At 65.0% G+C, this 20646-nt stretch carries 16 protein-coding genes; 6 read left to right on the top strand and 10 right to left on the bottom strand.

Annotation, left to right across the window (positions count from 1 at the left end):
• The first annotated feature begins 269 nt into the window (after positions 1–269).
• Together AB4097_RS07685 and rimO are read left to right on the top strand one after the other, a co-directional pair.
• Positions 270–1388 (top strand): glycosyltransferase, encoded by a 1119-nt coding sequence (locus AB4097_RS07685; protein WP_442038121.1) that lies wholly within the window; start codon positions 270–272, stop codon positions 1386–1388.
• Positions 1389–1877: 489 nt separating this feature from the next.
• Complete coding sequence (gene rimO, locus AB4097_RS07680) at positions 1878–3194, top strand: 30S ribosomal protein S12 methylthiotransferase RimO (RefSeq protein ID WP_442038119.1); 1317 nt, start codon at positions 1878–1880, stop codon at positions 3192–3194.
• 248 nt (positions 3195–3442) lie between these two features.
• Here the strand turns inward: rimO and pncA are convergent, their stop codons facing one another.
• From pncA to AB4097_RS07655, 5 genes are all read right to left on the bottom strand, one after another.
• A complete protein-coding gene (gene pncA, locus AB4097_RS07675; RefSeq protein WP_442038117.1) occupies positions 3443–4093 on the bottom strand; it encodes a bifunctional nicotinamidase/pyrazinamidase in 651 nt (216 codons plus the stop codon).
• A gap of 97 nt (positions 4094–4190) precedes the next feature.
• Entirely contained in the window at positions 4191–5273 is a 1083-nt protein-coding gene (locus AB4097_RS07670; RefSeq protein WP_442038115.1) for a BMP family ABC transporter substrate-binding protein, read from the bottom strand.
• A gap of 103 nt (positions 5274–5376) precedes the next feature.
• Entirely contained in the window at positions 5377–6294 is a 918-nt protein-coding gene (locus AB4097_RS07665) for an ABC transporter permease (RefSeq protein WP_442038113.1), read from the bottom strand.
• A complete protein-coding gene (locus tag AB4097_RS07660; RefSeq protein ID WP_442038111.1) occupies positions 6291–7367 on the bottom strand; it encodes an ABC transporter permease in 1077 nt (358 codons plus the stop codon). The genes AB4097_RS07665 and AB4097_RS07660 overlap by 4 nt, the downstream gene beginning before the upstream one ends.
• Entirely contained in the window at positions 7357–8904 is a 1548-nt protein-coding gene (locus AB4097_RS07655) for an ABC transporter ATP-binding protein (protein ID WP_442038109.1), read from the bottom strand. Before AB4097_RS07655 ends, AB4097_RS07660 begins: the two co-directional genes overlap by 11 nt.
• Positions 8905–9106: 202 nt before the next feature.
• Here AB4097_RS07655 and AB4097_RS07650 point away from each other — a divergent pair, with 202 nt between their 5' ends.
• Positions 9107–10303, top strand: a complete 1197-nt coding sequence (locus tag AB4097_RS07650) for a UbiH/UbiF family hydroxylase (RefSeq protein ID WP_442038107.1) — start codon at positions 9107–9109, stop codon at positions 10301–10303.
• A gap of 263 nt (positions 10304–10566) precedes the next feature.
• Here the strand turns inward: AB4097_RS07650 and AB4097_RS07645 are convergent, their stop codons facing one another.
• Complete coding sequence (locus AB4097_RS07645; RefSeq protein WP_442038105.1) at positions 10567–11538, bottom strand: AEC family transporter; 972 nt, start codon at positions 11536–11538, stop codon at positions 10567–10569.
• A 221-nt stretch (positions 11539–11759) separates the two neighbouring features.
• On the opposite strand from AB4097_RS07645, the gene hspQ reads away from it, so the two are divergent.
• Positions 11760–12089, top strand: coding sequence for a heat shock protein HspQ (gene hspQ, locus AB4097_RS07640; protein ID WP_442038103.1), 330 nt, complete (start codon positions 11760–11762; stop codon positions 12087–12089).
• A gap of 74 nt (positions 12090–12163) precedes the next feature.
• Here hspQ and AB4097_RS07635 read toward each other — a convergent pair whose 3' ends face one another.
• Positions 12164–12952 carry an invasion associated locus B family protein gene (locus tag AB4097_RS07635; protein ID WP_442038101.1) on the bottom strand — a complete coding sequence of 263 codons (789 nt, stop codon included), beginning with the start codon at positions 12950–12952 and terminating at the stop codon, positions 12164–12166.
• Positions 12953–13169: 217 nt separating this feature from the next.
• Between AB4097_RS07635 and AB4097_RS07630 the strand changes: the two genes are divergently transcribed.
• The gene (locus AB4097_RS07630; protein WP_442038099.1) at positions 13170–14984 is read left to right on the top strand and encodes an extracellular solute-binding protein; all 1815 of its coding nucleotides are present in this window, start codon (positions 13170–13172) and stop codon (positions 14982–14984) included.
• A 129-nt stretch (positions 14985–15113) separates the two neighbouring features.
• Positions 15114–15458, top strand: coding sequence for a hypothetical protein (locus AB4097_RS07625; RefSeq protein ID WP_442038097.1), 345 nt, complete (start codon positions 15114–15116; stop codon positions 15456–15458).
• Positions 15459–15792: 334 nt separating this feature from the next.
• On the opposite strand, the gene mfd is transcribed toward AB4097_RS07625, so the two are convergent.
• The 3 genes from mfd to AB4097_RS07610 all read right to left on the bottom strand — a co-directional run bounded on the left by mfd (position 15793) and on the right by AB4097_RS07610 (position 20461).
• The gene (gene mfd, locus AB4097_RS07620) at positions 15793–19314 is read right to left on the bottom strand and encodes a transcription-repair coupling factor (RefSeq protein WP_442038095.1); all 3522 of its coding nucleotides are present in this window, start codon (positions 19312–19314) and stop codon (positions 15793–15795) included.
• A gap of 374 nt (positions 19315–19688) precedes the next feature.
• Positions 19689–20138 (bottom strand): ribose 5-phosphate isomerase B, encoded by a 450-nt coding sequence (gene rpiB, locus AB4097_RS07615; RefSeq protein ID WP_442038093.1) that lies wholly within the window; start codon positions 20136–20138, stop codon positions 19689–19691.
• Between the two features lie 26 nt (positions 20139–20164).
• Entirely contained in the window at positions 20165–20461 is a 297-nt protein-coding gene (locus tag AB4097_RS07610) for an FAD assembly factor SdhE (RefSeq protein ID WP_442038091.1), read from the bottom strand.
• Positions 20462–20646 lie beyond the last annotated feature (185 nt).

Genomic DNA, 20646 nt, shown 5'->3' with positions numbered 1-20646 from the left:
CATGCTCTCATACCAATTCTCACTCACGGAGCCCTGTCCGCGAGGGTAATCTGCCGATGCTCCGGATGATGAACGAGCATCGGATGGTTCCTGAAAGCGGCTCCATGAGAGATGTTCATGCGAGACGGCTGCCATGCACCTTTTCCCTGCCATTGTCGGCGCAACACTCTAATAGGCACGCGAGGCGAACGTCCTTGAACCATATCGGAAAGATCGAACGGCTCCTACGGCTGCCCGACCATACCGCGAAACCGGAATCAGATCGCCACATGCGCATCGCACTCTTTCTCAGCAGCCTTGATGGCGGCGGAGGCGAGCGAGCTCACGTGATGCTTGCCAATGCCCTGGCTGCCAACGGCCACGAGGTCGAGCTCATCATCGCCAATCGCACGGGACCTTGCGAGGCACTCATCTCCCCTGCGGTCCGCATCACGGACCTCGGAGCCGGGCGGGCCATGCGGAGCCTTCCAAAGCTCGTACGCGCGTTGCGGACAAGCCGTCCCGACATCCTGATCTCCGCCCTGGTGGCAGCCAATGTTCTGGCTGCACTGGCAGGTCGGTTCGTTCCCTGGCTCCCCATGATCGCGATCGAGCACGGCGACATGAATGCCGTCTATCATGTCGACAAGAAGAGCATCGCCGCTCTCGTCGCCTACCGGCTGGCACCCTGGGTCTATGGCCGGTTCGCGCGCATCTTCTGCGTCGATCAGAGCAGCCTGCTCTCCGTCGCCGCATTCACGCGGCGGAAAGACCTGCCTCTCTCGGTCATGCCCAATGTGGTGATCGGGGACAACATCGATCAATTGGCCGCGCAGGAGGCCGATCATCCATGGATGACCGGTGACCTCCCAGTGTTCCTGAACGTCGGGCGCATGGTCGAGCAGAAGAATCATTCGCTGCTCCTCCGGGCCTTCGCCCGGGTGCTCGAGCAGAGGCCGGCCCACTTGATCATACTGGGCGATGGCCCACTCAGAGAGGAATTGGAGCAGGAGTGCCGGATGCTGGGCCTGCAGGACCATGTGGACATGCCTGGCTTCAAGAACCCCTTTCCGTTCCTGGCCTCAGCATCGGCCATGGTGCTGAGCTCCCGCTGGGAGGCCTTGCCGACGGTCGTCATCGAGGCCCAGTACGCGGGCTGCCCGGTCGTCGTGACCAAGGCTTCCATGGGCACCCTCGAACTGGTTGGGTTCGGGCGTTACGGCCGAATAGCAGAGCAGGATTCTCCCGAGGTGCTCGCGAGCGAAATGATCGCCGTGCTGGACGCCCCGATCGACAAGCAGAAGCTCCGCGTCCAGGGGAGAAAGTACACCGGCGACGCAGTGGCGCGCCTATATGAACGGGAATTCGCAGCGGTCATAGACAAGGCCGCCCCGACAGGGACGCATTGACGCTGTATCGGAGCTCAGGGCGGTGCTGGCAGACTAGGCCAACCTCTCATCGGGCAGCATCGACTTCCGGGGCTCGCGCGTGATCGCAAACCGTGGCGATGGGTGTTATCCAGGCGCCACCCCATCCCGCCACCCCATCCCGCGCTCCACGGCCAGGCTTCAACGTCCGCCAAACGCGCCGACCGAGCCCCCCTCGCCTCCGATTGCGAACGGTGCCCGCGTCAAACCGGATGTTGTAAAGGCCAACCCGGTGTTGTAAAGGCACGTCGCGTCTTAAGTCCCGCGGTCCCGATGTCCTGGAACGCCTGCGCGAGGCGCTGGATCGATCCAGGCGACATCGCCGGCAGGTCTCGAGCGCAAACCTGCCCGACCATGCCGAGTGTTCCTGCCCTCGATCGACAGGTCTCCCATCGCGGCTCCGTCACGATGCGCCGCTCCGGGCGGATGCCTCGCGGATGTCGGTTTCGATTAGATAAGTGGATGTTGCGGATGAATGCTCCCGCGCCGAAAGTCTCGTTCGTGTCCCTGGGTTGCCCGAAGGCCCTGGTGGATTCCGAGCGCATCATCACCCAGCTTCGCGCCCAGGGTTACCAGCTGACCAAGGAGCATGACGGGGCCGACGTGGTGATCGTCAACACCTGCGGCTTCCTCGACAGCGCCAAGGCAGAATCCCTTGAGGCCATCGGCGAGGCCATGGCCGAGAACGGCAAGGTCATCGTCACCGGCTGCATGGGCGCCGAGCCCGAGCAGATCCGCGACCAATTCCCGAATGTCCTCGCGATCACTGGGCCGCAGGCCTACGAATCCGTGGTCTCGGCCGTGCATCAGGCCGTGCCGCCGGCCCATGACCCTTTCGTGGACCTCGTTCCGCCCCAGGGCGTGAAGCTGACGCCGCGCCATTACGCCTATCTGAAGATTTCCGAGGGCTGCAACAACCGCTGCTCCTTCTGCATCATCCCGAAGCTGCGCGGCGACCTCGTCAGCCGCCCGATCGCCGACGTGCTGCGCGAGGCGGAAAAACTCGCCAAGGCCGGCGTGAAGGAACTCCTGGTCATTTCCCAGGACACCAGCGCCTACGGCCTCGACATCAAGTACCAGCCCAGCCTGTGGAAGGACCGCGAGGTCCGCACCCGCTTCTTCGAGCTCGCCCGGGAACTCGGCGATCTCGGCATGTGGGTGCGCATGCATTACGTCTACCCTTACCCCCATGTGGACGAGGTCATCCCGCTGATGGCCGAGGGCAAGATCCTTCCCTACCTGGACATCCCCTTCCAGCACGCCTCCCCGAGGGTCCTGAAATCCATGCGCCGTCCCGGCAACCAGGAGAAGACCCTGGAGCGCATCCACAAGTGGCGCGAGATCTGCCCCGATCTCGCCATCCGCTCGACCTTCATCGTCGGCTTCCCCGGCGAGACGGAGGAGGATGTGGACTTCCTGATGCAATGGCTGAAGGACGCCAGGATCGACCGCGCCGGCTGCTTCCAGTACGAGCCGGTCCAGGGCGCGCCCGCCAACGACATCGACGGCGCCGTGCCGCCGGAAGTGAAGGAAGAGCGCTGGCACCGCTTCATGCAGACGCAGCAGAAGGTCAGTGCCAAGATCCTCAGGAGCAAGGTCGGCAACACCCTTCCCGTGATCATCGACGAGCAGGGAGCCACGGTCGCGACCGGCCGCACCAAGTACGACGCTCCCGAGATCGACGGCGTCGTCTACGTGGCCGCGAAGACGCCGCTGAAGCCGGGCGAGATCGTCAACGTGAGGATCGAAAGCTCGGACGAGTACGACCTGCACGGGACGGCGGTTTAAGCCGCGTCCGCTCAACATGCCTCACGTCATCACCGGCCTCGTGCCGGTGATTTCATTTCAACCCTTCCACCTCATCCTGAGGAGCAGCAAAGCTGCGTCTCGAAGGATCGTCAAGTGCTCTCTGGAGGCGCCCTCATCCTTCGAGACGGATTGCTGACGCAATCCTCCTCAGGATGAGGGCTTCTCAGGACGACTGCCATAAAGGCCAGACGTGGATTCCCGGCACAAGGCTGGGCATGACGCAGAGTTCACGCCCCGACGATCTGCTCGCTCCTGATCGTATGAACGTCCGCGGCCTCCAGGTCGTGGCGAGCCTTGGCAAGCGAGCCACCGGTGTCGATCGCCCGCGACGCATCCTCGATCAGGTAGGTGTCGAAGCCCGCCTCCACGGCGTCGAGCGCCGTCCAGGCGACACAGAAATCCAGGGCGAGCCCGACGCAGAAGACCCGTCGGAAGCCCCTCTCCTTCAGGTAGCCAGCGAGCCCGGTCGAGGTCCGCCGGTCCGCCTCCTTGAACCCGGAATAGCTGTCGATCCCGGCATTGTAGCCTTTGCGGATGACGAGCTGCGCGTGCGGGATGTCGAGTTCGCGGGGAATCTCGGCGCCGGACGTCCCCTGCACGCAATGGTCGGGCCAGAGAACCTGCGGACCGTAATTCAGCTCGGTTGTCTCGAAGGGCTGCTTGGCGGGATGGCTCGACGCGAAGGAGGCGTGTCCCTCCGGGTGCCAGTCCTGCGTCAGCACCACGTGCCGGAAGAGCTTTGCGAGCCGGTTGATGGGTGCGATCACCGCATCGCCCTCCGGCACCGCCAGCGCCCCGCCGGGCAGGAAATCGACCTGCACGTCCACGACAATGAGGACGTCCTGCTCCCCCGGCTCGATCGTCACGCGTTCGGTCATGCGTACATTCCCTGCTTTTCGATGGCCGATATAGCAGACTCAACGAAAAAGGCAGCCGGTCGCCCGGCTGCCTTTCCCATTTCAGGCCTGATTCCGCTTATTGCGGGATCTTGTCCTCGATGCCCTTCACGTAGAAGTTCATGCCGAGAACCTGCTCGTCCGAGAGGGCGCCGTTGCCCTTGCACTCGATCTCCTTGCCGTCCTGGCCGAGGACCGGGCACTTGAAGGGGTTGAGCTTGCCGGACTTGATGGCGGTCTCGGTGTCCTCGGCCATCTTCTTCACATCGTCGGGCATGTTCTTGTAGGGCGTCATCACGACCATGTGGGCGTTAATGCCGCCCCAGGTGTCCTCGGACTTCCAGGTACCGTCGAGAACCGCCTTGGTGCGAGCGACGTAGTAATCAGACCAGTTGTCGGTAATGGCGGTGAGCTGCGCCTTCGGGGCGAAGCGCTCCATGTCGGAAGCCTGGCCGAAGCCGAACTTGCCGCGGGCCTCGGCCGCCTGGATCGGCGCCGGGCTATCCGTGTGCTGAGCCAGGACGTCGACACCCTGGTCGAGGAGCGCCTTGGCGGCATCGCCTTCCTTCGCCGGGTCGAACCAGGTGTTGGCGAATACGATCTTGATCTTGACGTTCGGGTTCACCGATTGCGCGCCGAGATAGTAGGCGTTGATGCCGGCGATCACTTCCGGAATCGGGAAAGCCCCCACATAGCCGATGGTGTTGGACTTGGTCATCTTGCCGGCGATCACACCAGTGATGTAGCGGCCTTCGTGGAACTTCGCCGCATAGGTCGAGAGGTTCGGAGCACGCTTGAAGCCGGTGGCGTGCTCGAACTTGATGTTCGGGTACTTCTTGGCGACCTTCAGGGTCGGCTCCATGAAGCCGAAGGACGTCGTGAAGATCAGGTCGTGGCCGGTGCGGGCGAGCTGCTCGATGGCGCGCTCGGAATCGGCTTCCGGAACGCTCTCCACGAAGGTGGTCGTCACCTTGCCTGGAAACGCCTTCTCGATGGCCAGGCGGCCCTGATCGTGCTGGTGGCTCCAGCCAAAATCACCCACGGGGCCCACATAGATGAAGCCGACCTTGACCTTGTCCTTTGCCTGCGCGAATGCGCCGGTGGCGGACAGAGCCAGGACCGCTGCCCCCGCAACGGCTCCGAAGACTTTCCCTGAAAACATGCTTGTTCCCTCGAGTTTGGATTTCACCCATTCCGTCGCAGGTCTGAGGGCTTCTGGCAAGAATTCCTCTGCCTACACTTTGGTCAGATTAACACCAGTTTGCTCACCGGTCAGGCACGAAAGGCACCCCCAGCGAGCCGGGTGCTCCGATGGCCCTGCCATGGCGCAGGGACAGGAGCAGCAGGGCGATGATCGTGGCAAGATACGGCACGGCCGACAGGAGCTGAGGCGGCACGCCGAACTGGGCAGCCTGGGCGTGGAGCTGCAGCACCGTCGCGGCCCCGAAGATATAGGCCCCGACCAGGAGCCAGCCCGGCCGCCACGCCGCGAAGACCACGAGCGCCAGGGCGATCCAGCCACGCCCCGCCGTCATGCCGGGCGACCAGAAGCGGGTATAGACGAGGGCGAGATAGGCCCCCGCGAGCCCCGCGCAGGCGCCGCCGAACAGGATGGCCCAGAAGCGCACCCGCCAGACCGGAAGCCCCAGGGCATTGGCGGAGGTATGGTTCTCGCCGACGGAGCGTAGGGTCAGGCCGGAGCGGGTCCGGGTGAGGTAGACGGCGACCAGGATCGTGAGCGCGATGGATGCGTAGACGAAAAGATCCTGCTCAAAAAACAGGCGACCGACGACCGGGATGTCGCTCAGCACCGGGATGTCGATATGCGCGACCGGGTCGCGCCGGGCGCCGACGAAGGGAGCGCCGATCAGGCCGGACAGGCCGAGGCCCAAGATCGTCAGCGCGAGGCCCGAACCGACCTGGTTCGCGGCGAAGCCCAGCACCACGACGGCGAACAGGGCGGCCATCAGCGTGCCCGCGAGCATTCCGGCGGCGACGCCGAGCAGGGTCGAGTCGAAGGTCACGGCGACGGCGAAGCTGCAGGCGGCACCCATTGCCATCATGCCCTCGACGCCGAGGTTGAGCACGCCTGAGCGCTCCGCCACCAGCTCGCCCAGGGCGGCGATCAGGAGCGGCGTGGACGCCGTCACGATGGTGAGCAGAATGGCCTCGAAAGTGGTCACTTGCCCCCTCCCCGTGAGATGAAACGAATGCGGTAGCTCACGAGCGCGTCGGCCGCGAGCACGCAGAGCAGAAGGATGCCCTGGAAGGCCTGCGTGAGATCGAGCGGCAGCTTCAGCATGATCTGCGCGCTCTCGCCGCCGATGAAGGTCAGGGCGACGACGAGGGCCGCGATCAGGATACCGATGGGGTTGAGGCGTCCCAGGAACGCCACCGTGATGGCCGTGAAGCCGTAACCGGGCGAGATCGACGGCTGAAGCTGCCCGATCTGGCCCGACACCTCGGAAATGCCCGCAAGCCCGGCGAGCCCACCCGAGATGGCGAAGACCGCCATGGTGGTCGCCTTGGAGCTGAAGCCGGCGAACCGCGCCGCCCGGGGCGCATCGCCGGTCAGCTTCAGCCGGTAGCCGAACAGGGTTCGCCCGAGGATCACGGCGGTGAGCAGGACAGCGATCAGCGCGAACACGGCTCCGAAATGAACCCGGCCGCCCTCCAGGATCGGATGCAGCGTCGCCGACGGGTCGAAGGTCACCGATTGCGGGAAGTTGAAGCCCTTGGGATCGCGCCACGGGCCGCGCACCAGATAGTCCAGGATCAGCTGCGCCACGTAGACCAGCATGAGGCTGGTCAGGATCTCATTGACGCCAAAGCGCGTCTTCAGGAAAGCCGGGATCAGCCCGTAGAGCGCGCCGCCGATGATGCCGAGCAGGAGCATGAGCGGCAACACCCAGAAACCGGCCTCCGTGCCGTGGACTTTAAGCGCGAGCCAGCTGCCGAGCACGGCACCGATCACGTATTGGCCTTCCGCGCCGATGTTCCAGAGATTCGCGCGGAAGCAGTAGGACAGGCCAATGGCGATGAGAGCCAGCGGGGTCGCCTTGACGAGAAGCTCCTGCAGGGACCAGGGGTCGCTCAGGGGCTGGAGCACGTAGACGTCGAAGGCTGCGATGGGCGAGCGCCCCATCAGCCAGATGACGAATCCCGCGATGAGAAAGGCCGTCACGAAGGCGGCCACCGGGGCGAGCGCCCGCATGACGGGGGACACGTTGGGACGGGGCGTCAGCTCAAAGCGCATGAGCGTCCCCCTGGGCTTGTGCGACACCGAGCATTTCCAGGCCGATGGCTTCCTTTGTCCATTCGCCGACCGGCCTCAGCGGACTCAACCGCCCCTGATGGATCACGGCCATCCTGTCGGCCACCTCGAACAACTCGTCGAGATCCTGGCTGACGACCACGACGGCGCTGCCCGCGCGCGAGAGGTCCACGAGAGCCTGACGGATGAGACGCGCCGCACCCGCATCGACACCCCATGTGGGCTGGTCGACGATGATGAGCTTGGGCTTGCGGATGATCTCGCGGCCGATCACGAATTTCTGAAGGTTGCCTCCCGAGAGCTTGCGCGCCTGTGGATCGCCCTCGGGGGTGCGCACGTCGAAGCTCTGGATGATGGAGCGGGCGAGCCGCCTCGCGGCATTCAACAGGATGAAGCCGGAGCGGCTCACTTCCGTGGCCGCGTGGGAAATCAGCGTGTTCTCGCTCAGGCGATGGGTCGGAGCCGCCGCATGGCCCAGGCGCTCCTCGGGCACGAAAGCCGCGCCGAGACGGCGCCGGGCGTCGATGCCCAAGGTCCCCGACGGTTTGCCGGTGATCACGACGGCGTCCGGCCGGTCGGCGAGACGCTCGCCCGACAATGCGGCGAACAATTCGCTCTGCCCATTGCCCGCGACGCCCGCAATGCCCACGACCTCGCCGGCCCTCGCCACGAGATCGATGTCGCGCAGGGCCTGCCCGTGCAAACCAGCCGGCAGCATGGACAGGTGCGAGACCCTGAGCATCTCGCCCATCACATGGTGCGGGGCGTCGGTGCGGACCTCGCCGACCTCGTTGCCGACCATCAATGCGGCGATCTCGCGGGCGCTCCTGGCCCGGGGATCGATGGTGGCGACCACCCGCCCGCCTCGCAGGATCGTGGCGCTGCGGCAGAGGCGGCGCACCTCTTCCAGCTTGTGCGAAATGTAGAGAATGGAGCAGCCCTCGGCCGAGAGGCGGTCCAGGGTGGTGAAAAGATGCTCGGCCTCCTGCGGCGTCAGAACCGAGGTCGGCTCGTCCAGAATCAGAAGCCTGGGATTCTGGAGCAGGCAGCGGACAATTTCGATACGTTGGCGCTCGCCGGCCGACAGGGTCCAGACCGCCCGGTCGGCATCGAGCGCCAGGCCGTAGGTCCGGCTGATCTCGCCGAGTTTGCTGCGGACGGTCGATAGGCTCCATTCGTCCGACAGGGCCACGGCGATGTTCTCGGCGACGGTCAGCTCGTCGAACAGCGAGAAATGCTGGAACACCATGCCGAGGCCGAGATTGCGGGCCTCGACCGGGGACCCGATGGTGACCGGGCGCCCCTCCCACCGGATCTCGCCGGCGCTCGGCTCGATGACCCCATAGAGGATCTTGACCAGCGTCGACTTGCCGGCACCGTTCTCGCCCAGGAGGGCGTGGATTTCGCCCGGCTGGATGGCCAGATTGATCCCATCATTGGCGAGAAGGTCGCCATAGCGCTTGCTGATCCCTTGAAGTTCGACGAGGGGCGGCCCCGATGATGATACGTCTGCCTTCACACAAGCGACTCTGATTTCAAGGGTTGCGGCAAGTTAGGAATTTGCACATGGATGACCGCCCGCGCGGCTCTTGGCAAGGGCCGTCGGGATGCGGGCTTCCGTTATGGAATAATCATAGGGAAGCGGCGCGCCGGTCGGCAATGCCGAATCCGTGGTTTATTGTGAGTCCGCGAACCGTCCACAACCTGATGGTGAGAGAGCCGTGACCGAGAAAACCTATGACATCGCCATCGTGGGCGCCGGAGCCGTGGGCCTGAGCGCCGCTCTGGCCTTCGCCCGCGACGGCTACGAGACCGCTCTCATCGGTGGCCTCGACGTGCGCCGGGATGGGCGGACCGTTGCCCTTCTCAACGGCTCGGTCCGATTTCTGGAAGCCCTCGGCGTCTGGCCCGCGGTGGCTTCCGTCGCGGCGCCGCTGGAAACCATGCGCATCATCGACGATACGGGCAGCCTGTTCCGTCCGCCTCCGGCGTCGTTCCGGGCCGGAGAGATCGGCCTCGATGCCTTCGGCTGGAACATCGAGAACATCGCCCTCGTCGAGACCCTTGCCGAGGCGGCCCGAAAGGCCGAGCACCTGACCCTTGTTCCGGAATTCGCCGCGGGCTTCCTGGCGGACGATCAGGGTGCTGCCCTTACCCTGACCGGCGGCGAGACGATCCGCGCCGGCCTTGTCGTCGCGGCCGACGGGCGGAACTCCAAACTGCGCCAGATCGCCGGGATCGATGCGAAGACATGGTCCTACCCGCAATCCGCCGTGACGGTCATCCTGGCCCACGACCGGGAGCACCGGGACACCTCGACGGAGTTCCACACCCGCCACGGGCCCTTCACATTGGTGCCCCTGCCCGGCCGCCGTTCGAGCCTCGTCTGGGTCACCGGCAAGGATGAGGCCGAGCGTCTCTCGAATCTCGACGATGCGGCCCTCGCCCGTGCCATCGAGCGGCAGGCGCAATCGCATCTCGGCGCCATGCGCATCGACGGCCCGCGCGGGCTCGTGCCCATGAGCGGTCTCTCGGTCAACCGCTACTGGTCGCAGCACCTCGCCCTCGTCGGAGAGGCCGCCCACGTGTTTCCGCCCATCGGCGCCCAGGGCCTGAATCTCGGCTTCCGCGATGTCGCCTCGCTCCGGGACGCCGTCATCGACGGTCACGATGCGGGCCATTCTCCCGGCTCGGACGAGACACTGAAAGGCTATCAGCGCAGCCGTGATCTCGATGTCCGCCTGCGCACGGCCGCCGTGGACGGCCTCAACCGGACGCTCCTCACGGGCATGATCCCAACCGATTTCCTGCGCGGCGCCGGTCTCCTGGCCTTGAGCAACATCGGCCCCCTGCGCCGGATCGTCATGCGCGAGGGCGTGCTCCCCCGGGTCGGCGCGCCCCGGCTGATGCAGGGATAAGGGGCGGATTGAAGAGGACTGGTCCTCGCCACTGTCATTCCCGGCCGGAGCGCAGCGGAGGGGAAGGGAATCCACGTTCAGGCGCCGCGCTATGGATCCCCTTCCCTCGCTTTGCTCGCCGGGGATGACACTCTCGCTCGTCATGGCCGGTCTTGTGCCGGCCATCCCGATACGGAGAAGCGCGGCACCTCAAGCAAGTGAGATCACCGGCACAAGGCCGGGAATGACGTGGAGAGCGCTACTGCCAGCTGCACTGGATTCCCTCACGGAAACAGGTCGTACGGCAGAGCCCCGGTCTTCGTGGTGAGATAGAGGACGCCGGTCAGCGTGAACATCGACACCAGCGTGCCGACGAGGACGCAGGCCGAGGCGCGTTCCACGCCCACGTTGTACTGGGTCGAGATGACGAAGATGTTGAGGGCGGGCGGAAGGGCCGCCATGACCATGGCCGCGTAGGTCCAGGCCGGGCCGAAATCGCCCACGGCGGACAGCACCACCCAGACCAGCAACGGGTGGAGAATCAGCTTGATGAAGACCAGCGCGGGAACCTCGCCCGGCATCTGCCGCAGGGGTCGCAGGGCCACCGTCACACCGAGGATGAACAAGGCGCATGGCGCGGCCGCTCCGGACAGCCATAAGACCATCTGCTCGACGGGGCCGGGAAGCCGGACGTGCAAATAGCTCGCCGCTATGCCAACAGCCGTGGCGACGTTGAAGGGATGGGTCACCACGCGCCAGACGATCCGGCGGATCGTCGCGGATAAGCTGAGTTTGTCGAGGCCCGCCATCGACATCAGAAGCGGGACGACGGAGAACAGGAACAGGTTGTCGAACACGAAGATCAGGACGACCGGCGCGCTGGCCGAGGTGCCGATGGCCGCGAGGATGAGCGGCGGCCCCATATAGCCGATGTTCGAGTAGGAGCCAGCCACGCCCTGCATGACGGATTGCGGCAGGTCCTTCGTGTACCGCCACCCTGTCGCGAACGAGAACACGAAGGCGCAGGCGGTCGAGAAGGTGGTGGCCGCGATGAACGGCCAATTTGCCAGCTCGTCCAGGGGCTTGTCGGCGATGAGCCGGTAGAACAGGCAGGGCAGCGCCACGTAGATCAGGAAGAACTGCATCCACGCGAGCCCGGCCTCGGGCTGCTTCACCACCCTGCCGCAGAAGAAGCCGAGACCGATGAGACCGAAGAAGGGGGCAAGAAGATTGAACAGCCCGATCAGGTCGGACATCGGCGGCTCCGAATGGTCAGCGGGAGGAAGGAACGGCAGGCCGGAGGTGCGAGCCTCTTCTGGCAAGGTTCCAACCTTACGACAATGCTATCTTTCGGCAGGGCGGTGTTCCGCAGATGCAAGGCTCGGCCGGGTGGAGGCTTTGCTCTCTCGATTGTGACAAGAGGCCGATTTGGAGAATCCGGCGATAATCTCTATATGAAGATCAAGGAGTTAAGACCATGAAAGCGAGTTCAGCAAAATTCGCGATCGGCCAAGTGGTTCGGCATCGGGTCTTCGATTTCAGGGGGCTCATCTTCGACGTCGACCCGGAATTCGACAATACCGAGGAATGGTGGCTGTCGATCCCTGAAGAGTCCCGGCCCCGCAAGGACCAGCCCTTCTACCACCTCTTCGCCGAGAACGCGGAAACCGAGTATATCGCCTACGTTTCCGAGCAAAACCTTCTGCCCGACCATTCCGACGAGCCTCTGCGCAATCCGATGATTGCCGAGATGTTCACTCTGGACAAGAACGGCAGCTACAAGGCCAAGCCGATCCTGGCCAACTGAGTTTTCTCAATTCGAGGCAAAAGAAAACGCCGGGCTTTTGGCCCGGCGTTTCCGTTTGTTCGATGCCTCAAACCTTACGGCTTGGGAGCAGCCGGCGCGGCGGGAGCAGCAGCGCCGGGAGCGGCCGCGCCGCCCTGACCCTGGCTCTGGAGCATGCGCTGGCGCATCTCCTCGCTCTTCTTCTGCAGCTCTTCCTGGAGCTTCTTCTGCTGCTCCTCGAGAACCTTCGGGTCGATCGGAGGACCATCGAAGGCCTTGCCGAAGCCCGCCGCCGGAACGGCGAAGGTGATCTCGCGGCCCATCTGGTTCTGGACGCTGACGTTCAGGTTGCTGCCCTTCTTGATAGCGGCGATGAAGTCGTCCTTCACCTGAGCCTCGGCGAAGCAGCCATTGGGCAGGCACATGACGTAGCGGCCGGGGGTCGCCTGGCCCTGATCGACGGCGAAGCGCAGGCCCGGCTGCAGCAGCAGGCCGAGCGGCATCACGAAGCGGACGACCTTCTGCGGCTGCTGGCCCTTCACGTCATAGACGGCGAGAGCGAGGACCGGCTGGCCCTGGTCCGACACGAAGTCGCGGGTCGTGTAGCAGATCTCGGTGTTGGTGTTCTGGTCCTTGCCGCAGACCTTGGTCCATTCCGGCTGGGACGGCTCGGCCTTCACCTGCACGACCGTCGGGCCGGTATTCTGCGGCTGGGCCGCGCCGGGAGCAGGCTGCTGGGCCGGAGCGGCCGGACGGGTCGCCGGAGCCGCGGGCTTCGGGGCCGGGGCGGTTTGGGCCAGAACGGGTGCGCTCACCAGAAGAGCCAAGGCGGTCGCCAGGCCACGGGTCCCCCCCAGGCTCGCGAAGCGTGTCGCGAAAGACATGTTTGTGATCCTCTTCAATCGAAAGGTCGGCTTTCGAATAAGCCGTTTATCCGGCGTGTTCTTAACCTGCAATGACGGGGTCCAAATCCTTGCCGAATGTGGCGAAGACAAGACGTGTGGGGCTCCTTTAACCTTTCGTGTGGTAGGTTTCCAGTCACCTCGGGCAAATTTCTGTACAACATTGCTCGGATGAACGCCGTCTTGCACCGGGAGCGTCATGAGCCTCAGGCTTATACGGAATCTGCTGATTGCCGCCGCCTTTCTCTTTCCGTCCTTGGGCCTCGCAGCCGGGCCCGGCCAGGAGACTCTGCGGCATGGCATCGCGATGCACGGGGAGCCTGCCCTCGCACCGGGGTTCGAGCACCTGCCCTATGCCGATCCGCAGGCGCCCAAGGGCGGTCGAATCACCCTGGCCCTCCAGGGCACCTTCGACAGCCTCAACCCACTGATCGTCCTCGGCGTCGCCCCGGACGTGGTGCCGCGCTACGTGCTCCAGAGCCTGATGATGCGCTCGACCGACGAGCCGTTCACGATCTACGGCCTCGTCGCCCGCACGGTCGAGATGCCGGATGACCGGAGTTCCATCACCTTCAACCTCGATCCGCGGGCCCGCTTCTCCGACGGCCATCCCCTGACGGCCGAGGACGTGCGCTTCTCGTTCGAGGCGCTGAAGACATACGGAAAGCCGTTCCACCGCTCCAGCTTCGGGCAGGTGAAGGCGGTCGAGATCCTCGATCCGCACCGGATCCGGTTCGACCTGTCGGGCTCCAACGACCGGGAGCTGCCGCTGCTCATCGGCATGACGATGCCGATCTTTCCGGCCCATGCCACGAACCTGGAGACCTTCGACAAGACCTCCCTGACCCCGCCCATCGGCTCCGGCCCCTATGCCCTGACCGAGGTCAGGCCTGGCGAGCGGGTCGTGCTGACCCGCCGCAAGGATTACTGGGGTGAGGATCTGCCGGTCACCCGCGGGCTCTATAACTTCGACGAGATCCGCTACGATTTCTACCGCGATGCCAACACCCTGTTCGAGGCCTTCAAAGCGGGGCTTTACGATTTCCGGATCGAGGGCGATCCGGGCCAATGGGCCACGGGCTACGACATTCCCGCCGTCCGGGACGGGCGCATCGTCCGGGAGACCCTGACGACCCGGCTGCCCAAGGGCATGAACGGCTTCGTGTTCAATACCCGAAAAGCCCTCTTCGCGGATGTCCGGGTGCGGGAGGCGCTGAGCTACCTGTTCGATTTCGACTGGGTGAACCGCAATCTCTATTTCGGCCAGCTCACCCGCTCCGACAGCTATTTCGCCGGTTCCGACCTCGCCTCCACGGGCCGACCCGCCGACGAACGGGAGCGCGCCCTGCTGGCGGGGTTCCCCGGCGCGGTGCGCGAGGACATCCTCGAAGGCCGGTGGGAGCCGCCCGCCGGGGACGGCTCGGGCCGGGACCGGGAAACGGCGCGACGTGCCCTCGCGCTTCTGGCTGAGGCCGGCTGGGTACTGGAGAACGATGTCCTGCGCCGCAAAGGCACGGGCGAGCCCTTCGCCTTCGAGATGTTGGTCAATTCCCGGTCCCAGGAGCGGCTGGCCCTCAACTTCTCGCAATCCTTGAGCCGGATCGGCGTTCAGGCCCGGGTGCGCCTCGTCGACGACGTGCAGTATTGGCGCCGCCTCGCTAGGTTCGACTTCGACATGGTGCAATGGCTCTGGCCCGGCACGCCCTCCCCGGGCAACGAACAGCGCAACCGCTGGGGCTCGGCTGCGGCGCAAAGGGGTGGGTCCCAGAACCACGCAGGGGTTACCTCACCGGCAGTCGACCGCCTGATCGACGGCCTTCTGGAAGCCAAAAGCCGGGAGGAATTCGTCTCCGCCGTGCGGGCGCTCGACCGCGCCCTCCTGTCGGGCTTCTACGTGGTTCCCTTGTTCTACGTGAAAGATCAATGGCTTGCCTACAAGAGCGACCTGAGGAGACCGGACAGGACACCGCTCATGGGGACCAATATCGATACGTGGTGGTGGCAGCCGCACTAACCCCGAGGAGCCGTGCATGCAGCCTATTGTTGAGCTTCCATTCATGTAGATGATGAAACAAATGCTCTGCTTCGACGTTAGGTGAGCACCTCCTGTCTCATCTGTCGCGTCCAACTGCAGGGTATCGTCATGAACGCAATGCCGAAGGTTCTCGTCGTCGACGACGGCGACCGTGATCCCGACAGTGCTCTGTCGATGGAACTGGCCGGCATGGGCTATGCGAGCGTCACGACACCTTTCGAAGCCGCCGACGACGTTCTGGCCCTGATCCCGAGCCCGGCGGCCGTGGTGCTGCAGATGCCCCGCCATGCCGGCTGGGCCGAGCGTCGCCGATTCCTGGAACTCGCCAGCCGTCTGCGCAAGAACCTGGCCGAGACCGGAACCCCCGTGATCCTCACGGGCGGCGTGAGCGGCGCCGTCACGATGCTCCAGAATCAGCTCAGCATGCACGCCGTCGCGGCGCAGGATATTTGAGTTTTAGAACCCATCAACCCCTCCCACGTCATCACCGGCCTTGTGCCGGTGATCTCGCTTATAGGATCGCCCTCAGTGTCATTCCCGGCCGAAGCGTAGCGGAGGGGAAGGGAATCCACGATCAGGCGCAACGCTATGGATCCCCTTCCCTCGCTGCGCTCGCCGGGGATGACATCCATCCGTCATGGCCGGCCTCGTGCCGGCCATCTCGACTGTTAAAGCGCCGCGCCTCTTTCCATCGGGATCACCGGCACAAGGCCGGTGATGACGTGGGAGGATGCCATTCCGGGGCGTCTTAGGCGAGCCAGGAATGACGCGTTACGCATTCACCCCTTTACGCAGCCTTCTTCTCCGCGATTCGCACGAGGCTGCGCAGGATCGTGGTTGCGGCCTTGATGCGTTCGTCCGGGGTCTCCGTGTCGCGGACGAACACGATCTTCATGTCGGGACGCACCTTCGCGAAGGACGCCTGCTCGGTAACGTAGGAGATGAGCCCGATCGGGTTGGCGAAGGAATTGTCGCGGAAGGAAATGATGATGCCCTTTGGCCCGCCGTCCACCTTCTCCACATTGGCGCGGCGGCAGAGCACCTTGATCGCCATGATCTTGAGAAGCTGATCGACCTCGGAAGGCACGGGCCCGAACCGGTCCACCATTTCCGCCCGGAACGCGTCGATCTCCTGGTCGGTCTCGAAGGTCGAGAGGCGGCGGTAGAGCCCGAGCCGCAATTGCAGGTCGGCGATGTAGCTCTCCGGGATCATCACCGGGGCGCCGACCGCGATGGTGGGCGACCATTGATCCTCCGTGGGCTCCTCGATGCCGGCCTTGAGCTGCGCAACGGCCTCCTCCAGCATCTGCTGGTAGAGCTCGTAGCCGACCTCCTTGATGTGCCCGGACTGCTCCTCGCCCAGCAGGTTGCCCGCGCCGCGGATGTCGAGATCGTGCGAGGCGAGCTGGAAGCCCGCGCCCAGGGTATCGAGGGTCTGGAGCACCTTCAGGCGCCGTTCGGCCTGCACGGTCAGGGTCTTGTTGGCCGGCACCGAGAACAGGGCAAAGGCGCGGGTCTTGGAGCGCCCGACGCGGCCGCGCAGCTGGTAGAGCTGCGACAGGCCGAACATGTCGGCCCGGTGGACGATGAGCGTGTTGGCGGTCGGGATGTCGAGGCCAGATTCCACGATGGTGGTGGAGAGCAGGATGTCGTACTTGCCCTCGTAGAAGGCCGTCATGACGTCTTCGAGCTGCCCGGCCGCCATCTGGCCGTGGGCCACCGCGACCTTTGCCTCCGGCACCTCCTTGTCGAGGAAGGCCTTCACATCGCCGAGGTCGTCGAGACGCGGTACAACATAGAAGGCCTGCCCGCCCCGATACCGTTCGCGCAGCAGCGCCTCGCGGATGAGAAGCGGATCGAACGGCGTGATGAAGGTGCGCACCGCAAGGCGATCGACCGGCGGCGTCGTGATCAGCGACAGCTCGCGCACGCCCGTGAGAGCGAGCTGCAGGGTGCGCGGGATCGGCGTGGCCGAAAGCGTCAGCACGTGAACCTCGGCGCGCAGCTCCTTCAGGCGCTCCTTGTGGCTGACGCCGAAATGCTGCTCCTCGTCGACGATGATGAGACCGAGATCCTTGAACTTGATGGTCTTGCCGAGCACCGCATGGGTGCCGATGACGATGTCCACCGACCCGTCGGTCAGCCCTTCCTTCGTCTTCTTCATCTCGGCGGCCGGCACGAAGCGCGAGGCCTGCGCCACGTTGAGCGGCAGGCCGCGGAAGCGGTCGCAGAAGGTGCGGTAATGCTGACGGGAGAGCAGCGTCGTCGGCACCACCACGGCCACCTGCTTGCCGCTCATGGCGGCCACGAACGCGGCTCGCAGCGCGACCTCCGTCTTGCCGAAGCCCACGTCGCCGCACACGAGGCGGTCCATCGGACGGCCGGACGCCATGTCGTCCAGCACCGCCTCGATGGCGTTGAGCTGGTCTTCGGTCTCGTCATAGGGGAAGCGGGCCGCGAACTCGTCATAGAGCCCTTCCGGCGGCGTCAGGCGCGGCGCTTCCTTGAGGATGCGCGCGGCGGCGATCTTCATGAGCGCGCCCGCCATCTCGCGGATGCGCTGCTTCATGCGCGCCTTGCGGGCCTGCCAGGCTCCGCCGCCGAGCTTGTCGAGCTGGACTTCCGTTTCCTCCGACCCGTAGCGGGTCAGAAGCTCGATGTTCTCCACCGGCAGGAACAGACGGTCGCCGCCGGCATAATGCAGCTCCAGGCAATCGTGCGGAGCCCCCGCCGCCTCGATGGTCTTCAGCCCCTCGAAACGCCCGATGCCGTGATCCACGTGAACCACGAGGTCGCCCGGCGTGAGCGCCGCGACCTCGGTCAAAAAGTCCTGCGGCCGCTTCGACTTGCGCTTCTGGCGCACGAGGCGGTCGCCGAGGATGTCCTGCTCGCTGATGACGGCGAGATCCGCCGTCTCGAAACCCGATTCGAGCGGCCAGATTCCGACCGGGATCTCGTTGCGCGGATAAGCCATCGCGTCGGAGAACCGGGCAATGGGCCTCGTCTGGCGCAGGTCGTGGTCCTGCAGCACGTGGCAGAGGCGCTCGCGGGAACCCTCCGTCCAGGCGCCGAGCATGACGCGCTTCTTGCCCGCCTGCAGGCCGCGGATGTGCCGCACCACGGCCTCGAACACGTTGGCGTTCTCGTCGGCGCGCTCGGCGATGAAGTTGCGCCCCTGCCGGGCCTCGCAATCGATCACGAGGCGGCCAGCGGATTCGGGCATCGCGAAGGGCGTCAGCCGGGCGAGCGGCAGTTTGGCCGTGCGCTCAGACCATTCGTCCGGCTTGAAATACAGCGCGTCCGGCGGCAGCGGCCGATACGGCGCCACGCCGGGCTGGTTCTGCCCCATGGTTTCGCGACGGGCGTCGTAATAATCCTTCACCTGGGCGAGGCGCTCGCCGGCGGCATCGTCGGCCAGGGTGTCGAACACCACAGGAATGCCCGGCACGTAGTCGAACAGGGTGTCGAGATGGTCGTGGAAGAGGGGCATCCAGTGTTCGAGGCCCGGATAGCGCCGCCCCTCGCTGATCGCCTCGTAGAGCCGGTCGTCCCGGGTCGGCGCGCCGAAAGCCGCCACATAGGCCTGCCGGAACCGTCGGATGCTCTCCGTGGTGAGCTGGACCTCACTCATGGGCACGAGATCGAGGGACCGCAGGGTGCCGACTGTGCGCTGGGTCTCCGGGTCGAAGGCGCGGATCGATTCGAGCGCGTCGCCGAAGAAGTCGAGGCGCACCGGGTTGGGAAGCCCAGCCGGGAAGAGATCGATGATGCCGCCGCGCACCGCGTATTCGCCCGTGTCGCGCACGGTGCCGGTGCGCAGGAAGCCGTTGGCCTCGAGCCAGTTGATGAGCTGGGTCGTGTCGACCACGTTGCCGGGCGCCGCCGAGAAGGTCTCGGCCGCGATGCGCGCCTTCGGCGGCACGCGCTGAACCAGGGCATTCACGGTGGTCGAGAGGATGCGCGGCTTGTCCTCCGAGGTCTTGGACCGGGCAAGGCGGGCGAGGGTCGTCATTCGCTGCGCGGTGATCGCCGCATTGGGCGAGACCCGGTCATAGGGCTGGCAGTCCCAGGCCGGGAAGGTCAGGATCTCGATCTCGGGTGCGATGAAGGCGAGGCTGTTGGCGAAATTCTGCTGCCGCTGCCCGTCCCGCGCCACATGGACCAGAACCGCCGGTCCCTCCACCTGCCCCGAGAGGCCCCGGGCCAGATCGGCGACGGCAAGCGCGTCGAAGCCGTCCGGCACGCTGGACAGCGTCAGGCTTTGCCCCTTCTTCAGGGCGTCGAGAGCACGGGTCAGGGCTGGCTTCATGATGAGGTATCGGTTCAGAGATCAAGGAGAACGCGGGCCGGCGGGCGCGGTTCGTCGAAACGGGATTGCGATGGACGTGGTTTAGTCCGATGCGAGGGCTTCTGTCATCCCTCTGTCGAGTGCGTTTTCCCTCCCCCCTTGCGGGGAGGGATTGAGGATGGGGTCGCAAAGTCGGAGCGCTGTGCCTGACGAGGACCGACAGCGCTCTCTACCACGTCATCACCGGCCTTGTGCCGGTGATCCCGATGGCTTGAAACGCTGAACCTCACCGTATCGGGATGGCCGGGACAAGCCCGGCCATGACGGGTGGGTTGCACTCTGCTGTGCCTCCTTCACCCCTGCCGCTCCCTTGCATGAGGAGACAAGGAATCGCGCTACCCCTCCAGCGACTCAATCATATTCACGCGAGTTGCATGCCGGCCACCCTCAAATCGGGCGTTCAAGAATGCATCCACGATGTCGAGCGCCAGCCCTTCACCCACTACGCGTGCGCCAATCGACAACATGTTGGCATCGTTGTGCTGACGGATCATGCGGGCTGAGAATGTGTCGCTGCAGACGCCGCAGCGGATGCCCGTTACCTTGTTCGCAGCCATCATGATGCCCTGGCCGGTGCCGCATAGGATGATGCCGAACCGGCAATCGCCGGAGGCGACGAGCCGCGCCGCTGCTTCGCCGTGTTTAGGATAGGGTGTGCTCTCCGGCGTCGTCGGTCCGATGTCGACCGCTACCCAGCCACGCACCGCAATATGAGCGGCAATGGCTTGTCGGAGCTGAATGGCGGCGTGGTCACTGGAGAGGACGACGCGGTTGCTGGGTGTCATGGAGAGGTCATCCCGTCTGAAGGCACTCAGCTATGAATCGGCGACGTGTGGGTGTGGAACGCCTTCAGCCTCTTGAACAGCGGCGTGTCGTAATTGGCGGGCGTTTCGATCTCGCCTGTGATCCAGCCGAGAAGATCGCGGTCGGTCACCTCGATCAGGCGCTCGAACTCGTCGAGGTCCTCCTCGGACAGCTCGCCGATCTCCGCATCCGCGAAGCGGCCCATGATCAGGTCCATCTCCCGCATGCCGCGATGCCAGGAGCGATACAGGATCTGCCTGCGGCGAGTGTCGAGGCCGGCGCTGCTGCGTGTCGTTCCGCTCATGCTGTGCTCCGATCAATGAAAGATAACCTCGCCTCCAGGCGGCCCAACGCATCGTGCGGCCTTCCGGATCCGCACTCGACGATGCGCCGCATAAAGGATTGAGCATCGGATAGCTCCCAAAAGTGCATTCCACTTTTGGGTCCGATGCTCTAGCGGCTATATAACCATCTCCTGTCCCGTTGCCA

The sequence above is a fragment of the Microvirga sp. 2MCAF35 genome (assembly GCF_052115545.1).
Taxonomy (GTDB): domain Bacteria; phylum Pseudomonadota; class Alphaproteobacteria; order Rhizobiales; family Beijerinckiaceae; genus Microvirga.
This window is presented reverse-complemented; position numbering and strand designations above follow the sequence as displayed.

What these genes read in the sequence shown, in the direction of transcription:
- AB4097_RS07625 (WP_442038097.1), top strand. Translation starts at nt 15,114, where the DNA reads ATGAACGCAATGCCGAAGGTTCTCGTCGTCGACGACGGCGACCGTGAT.
- AB4097_RS07610 (WP_442038091.1), bottom strand. Translation starts at nt 20,461, where the DNA reads ATGAGCGGAACGACACGCAGCAGCGCCGGCCTCGACACTCGCCGCAGG.
- mfd (WP_442038095.1), bottom strand. Translation starts at nt 19,314, where the DNA reads ATGAAGCCAGCCCTGACCCGTGCTCTCGACGCCCTGAAGAAGGGGCAA.
- pncA (WP_442038117.1), bottom strand. Translation starts at nt 4,093, where the DNA reads ATGACCGAACGCGTGACGATCGAGCCGGGGGAGCAGGACGTCCTCATT.
- AB4097_RS07635 (WP_442038101.1), bottom strand. Translation starts at nt 12,952, where the DNA reads ATGTCTTTCGCGACACGCTTCGCGAGCCTGGGGGGGACCCGTGGCCTG.
- AB4097_RS07670 (WP_442038115.1), bottom strand. Translation starts at nt 5,273, where the DNA reads ATGTTTTCAGGGAAAGTCTTCGGAGCCGTTGCGGGGGCAGCGGTCCTG.
- AB4097_RS07630 (WP_442038099.1), top strand. Translation starts at nt 13,170, where the DNA reads ATGAGCCTCAGGCTTATACGGAATCTGCTGATTGCCGCCGCCTTTCTC.
- rpiB (WP_442038093.1), bottom strand. Translation starts at nt 20,138, where the DNA reads ATGACACCCAGCAACCGCGTCGTCCTCTCCAGTGACCACGCCGCCATT.
- rimO (WP_442038119.1), top strand. Translation starts at nt 1,878, where the DNA reads ATGAATGCTCCCGCGCCGAAAGTCTCGTTCGTGTCCCTGGGTTGCCCG.
- AB4097_RS07685 (WP_442038121.1), top strand. Translation starts at nt 270, where the DNA reads ATGCGCATCGCACTCTTTCTCAGCAGCCTTGATGGCGGCGGAGGCGAG.
- hspQ (WP_442038103.1), top strand. Translation starts at nt 11,760, where the DNA reads ATGAAAGCGAGTTCAGCAAAATTCGCGATCGGCCAAGTGGTTCGGCAT.
- AB4097_RS07645 (WP_442038105.1), bottom strand. Translation starts at nt 11,538, where the DNA reads ATGTCCGACCTGATCGGGCTGTTCAATCTTCTTGCCCCCTTCTTCGGT.
- AB4097_RS07660 (WP_442038111.1), bottom strand. Translation starts at nt 7,367, where the DNA reads ATGCGCTTTGAGCTGACGCCCCGTCCCAACGTGTCCCCCGTCATGCGG.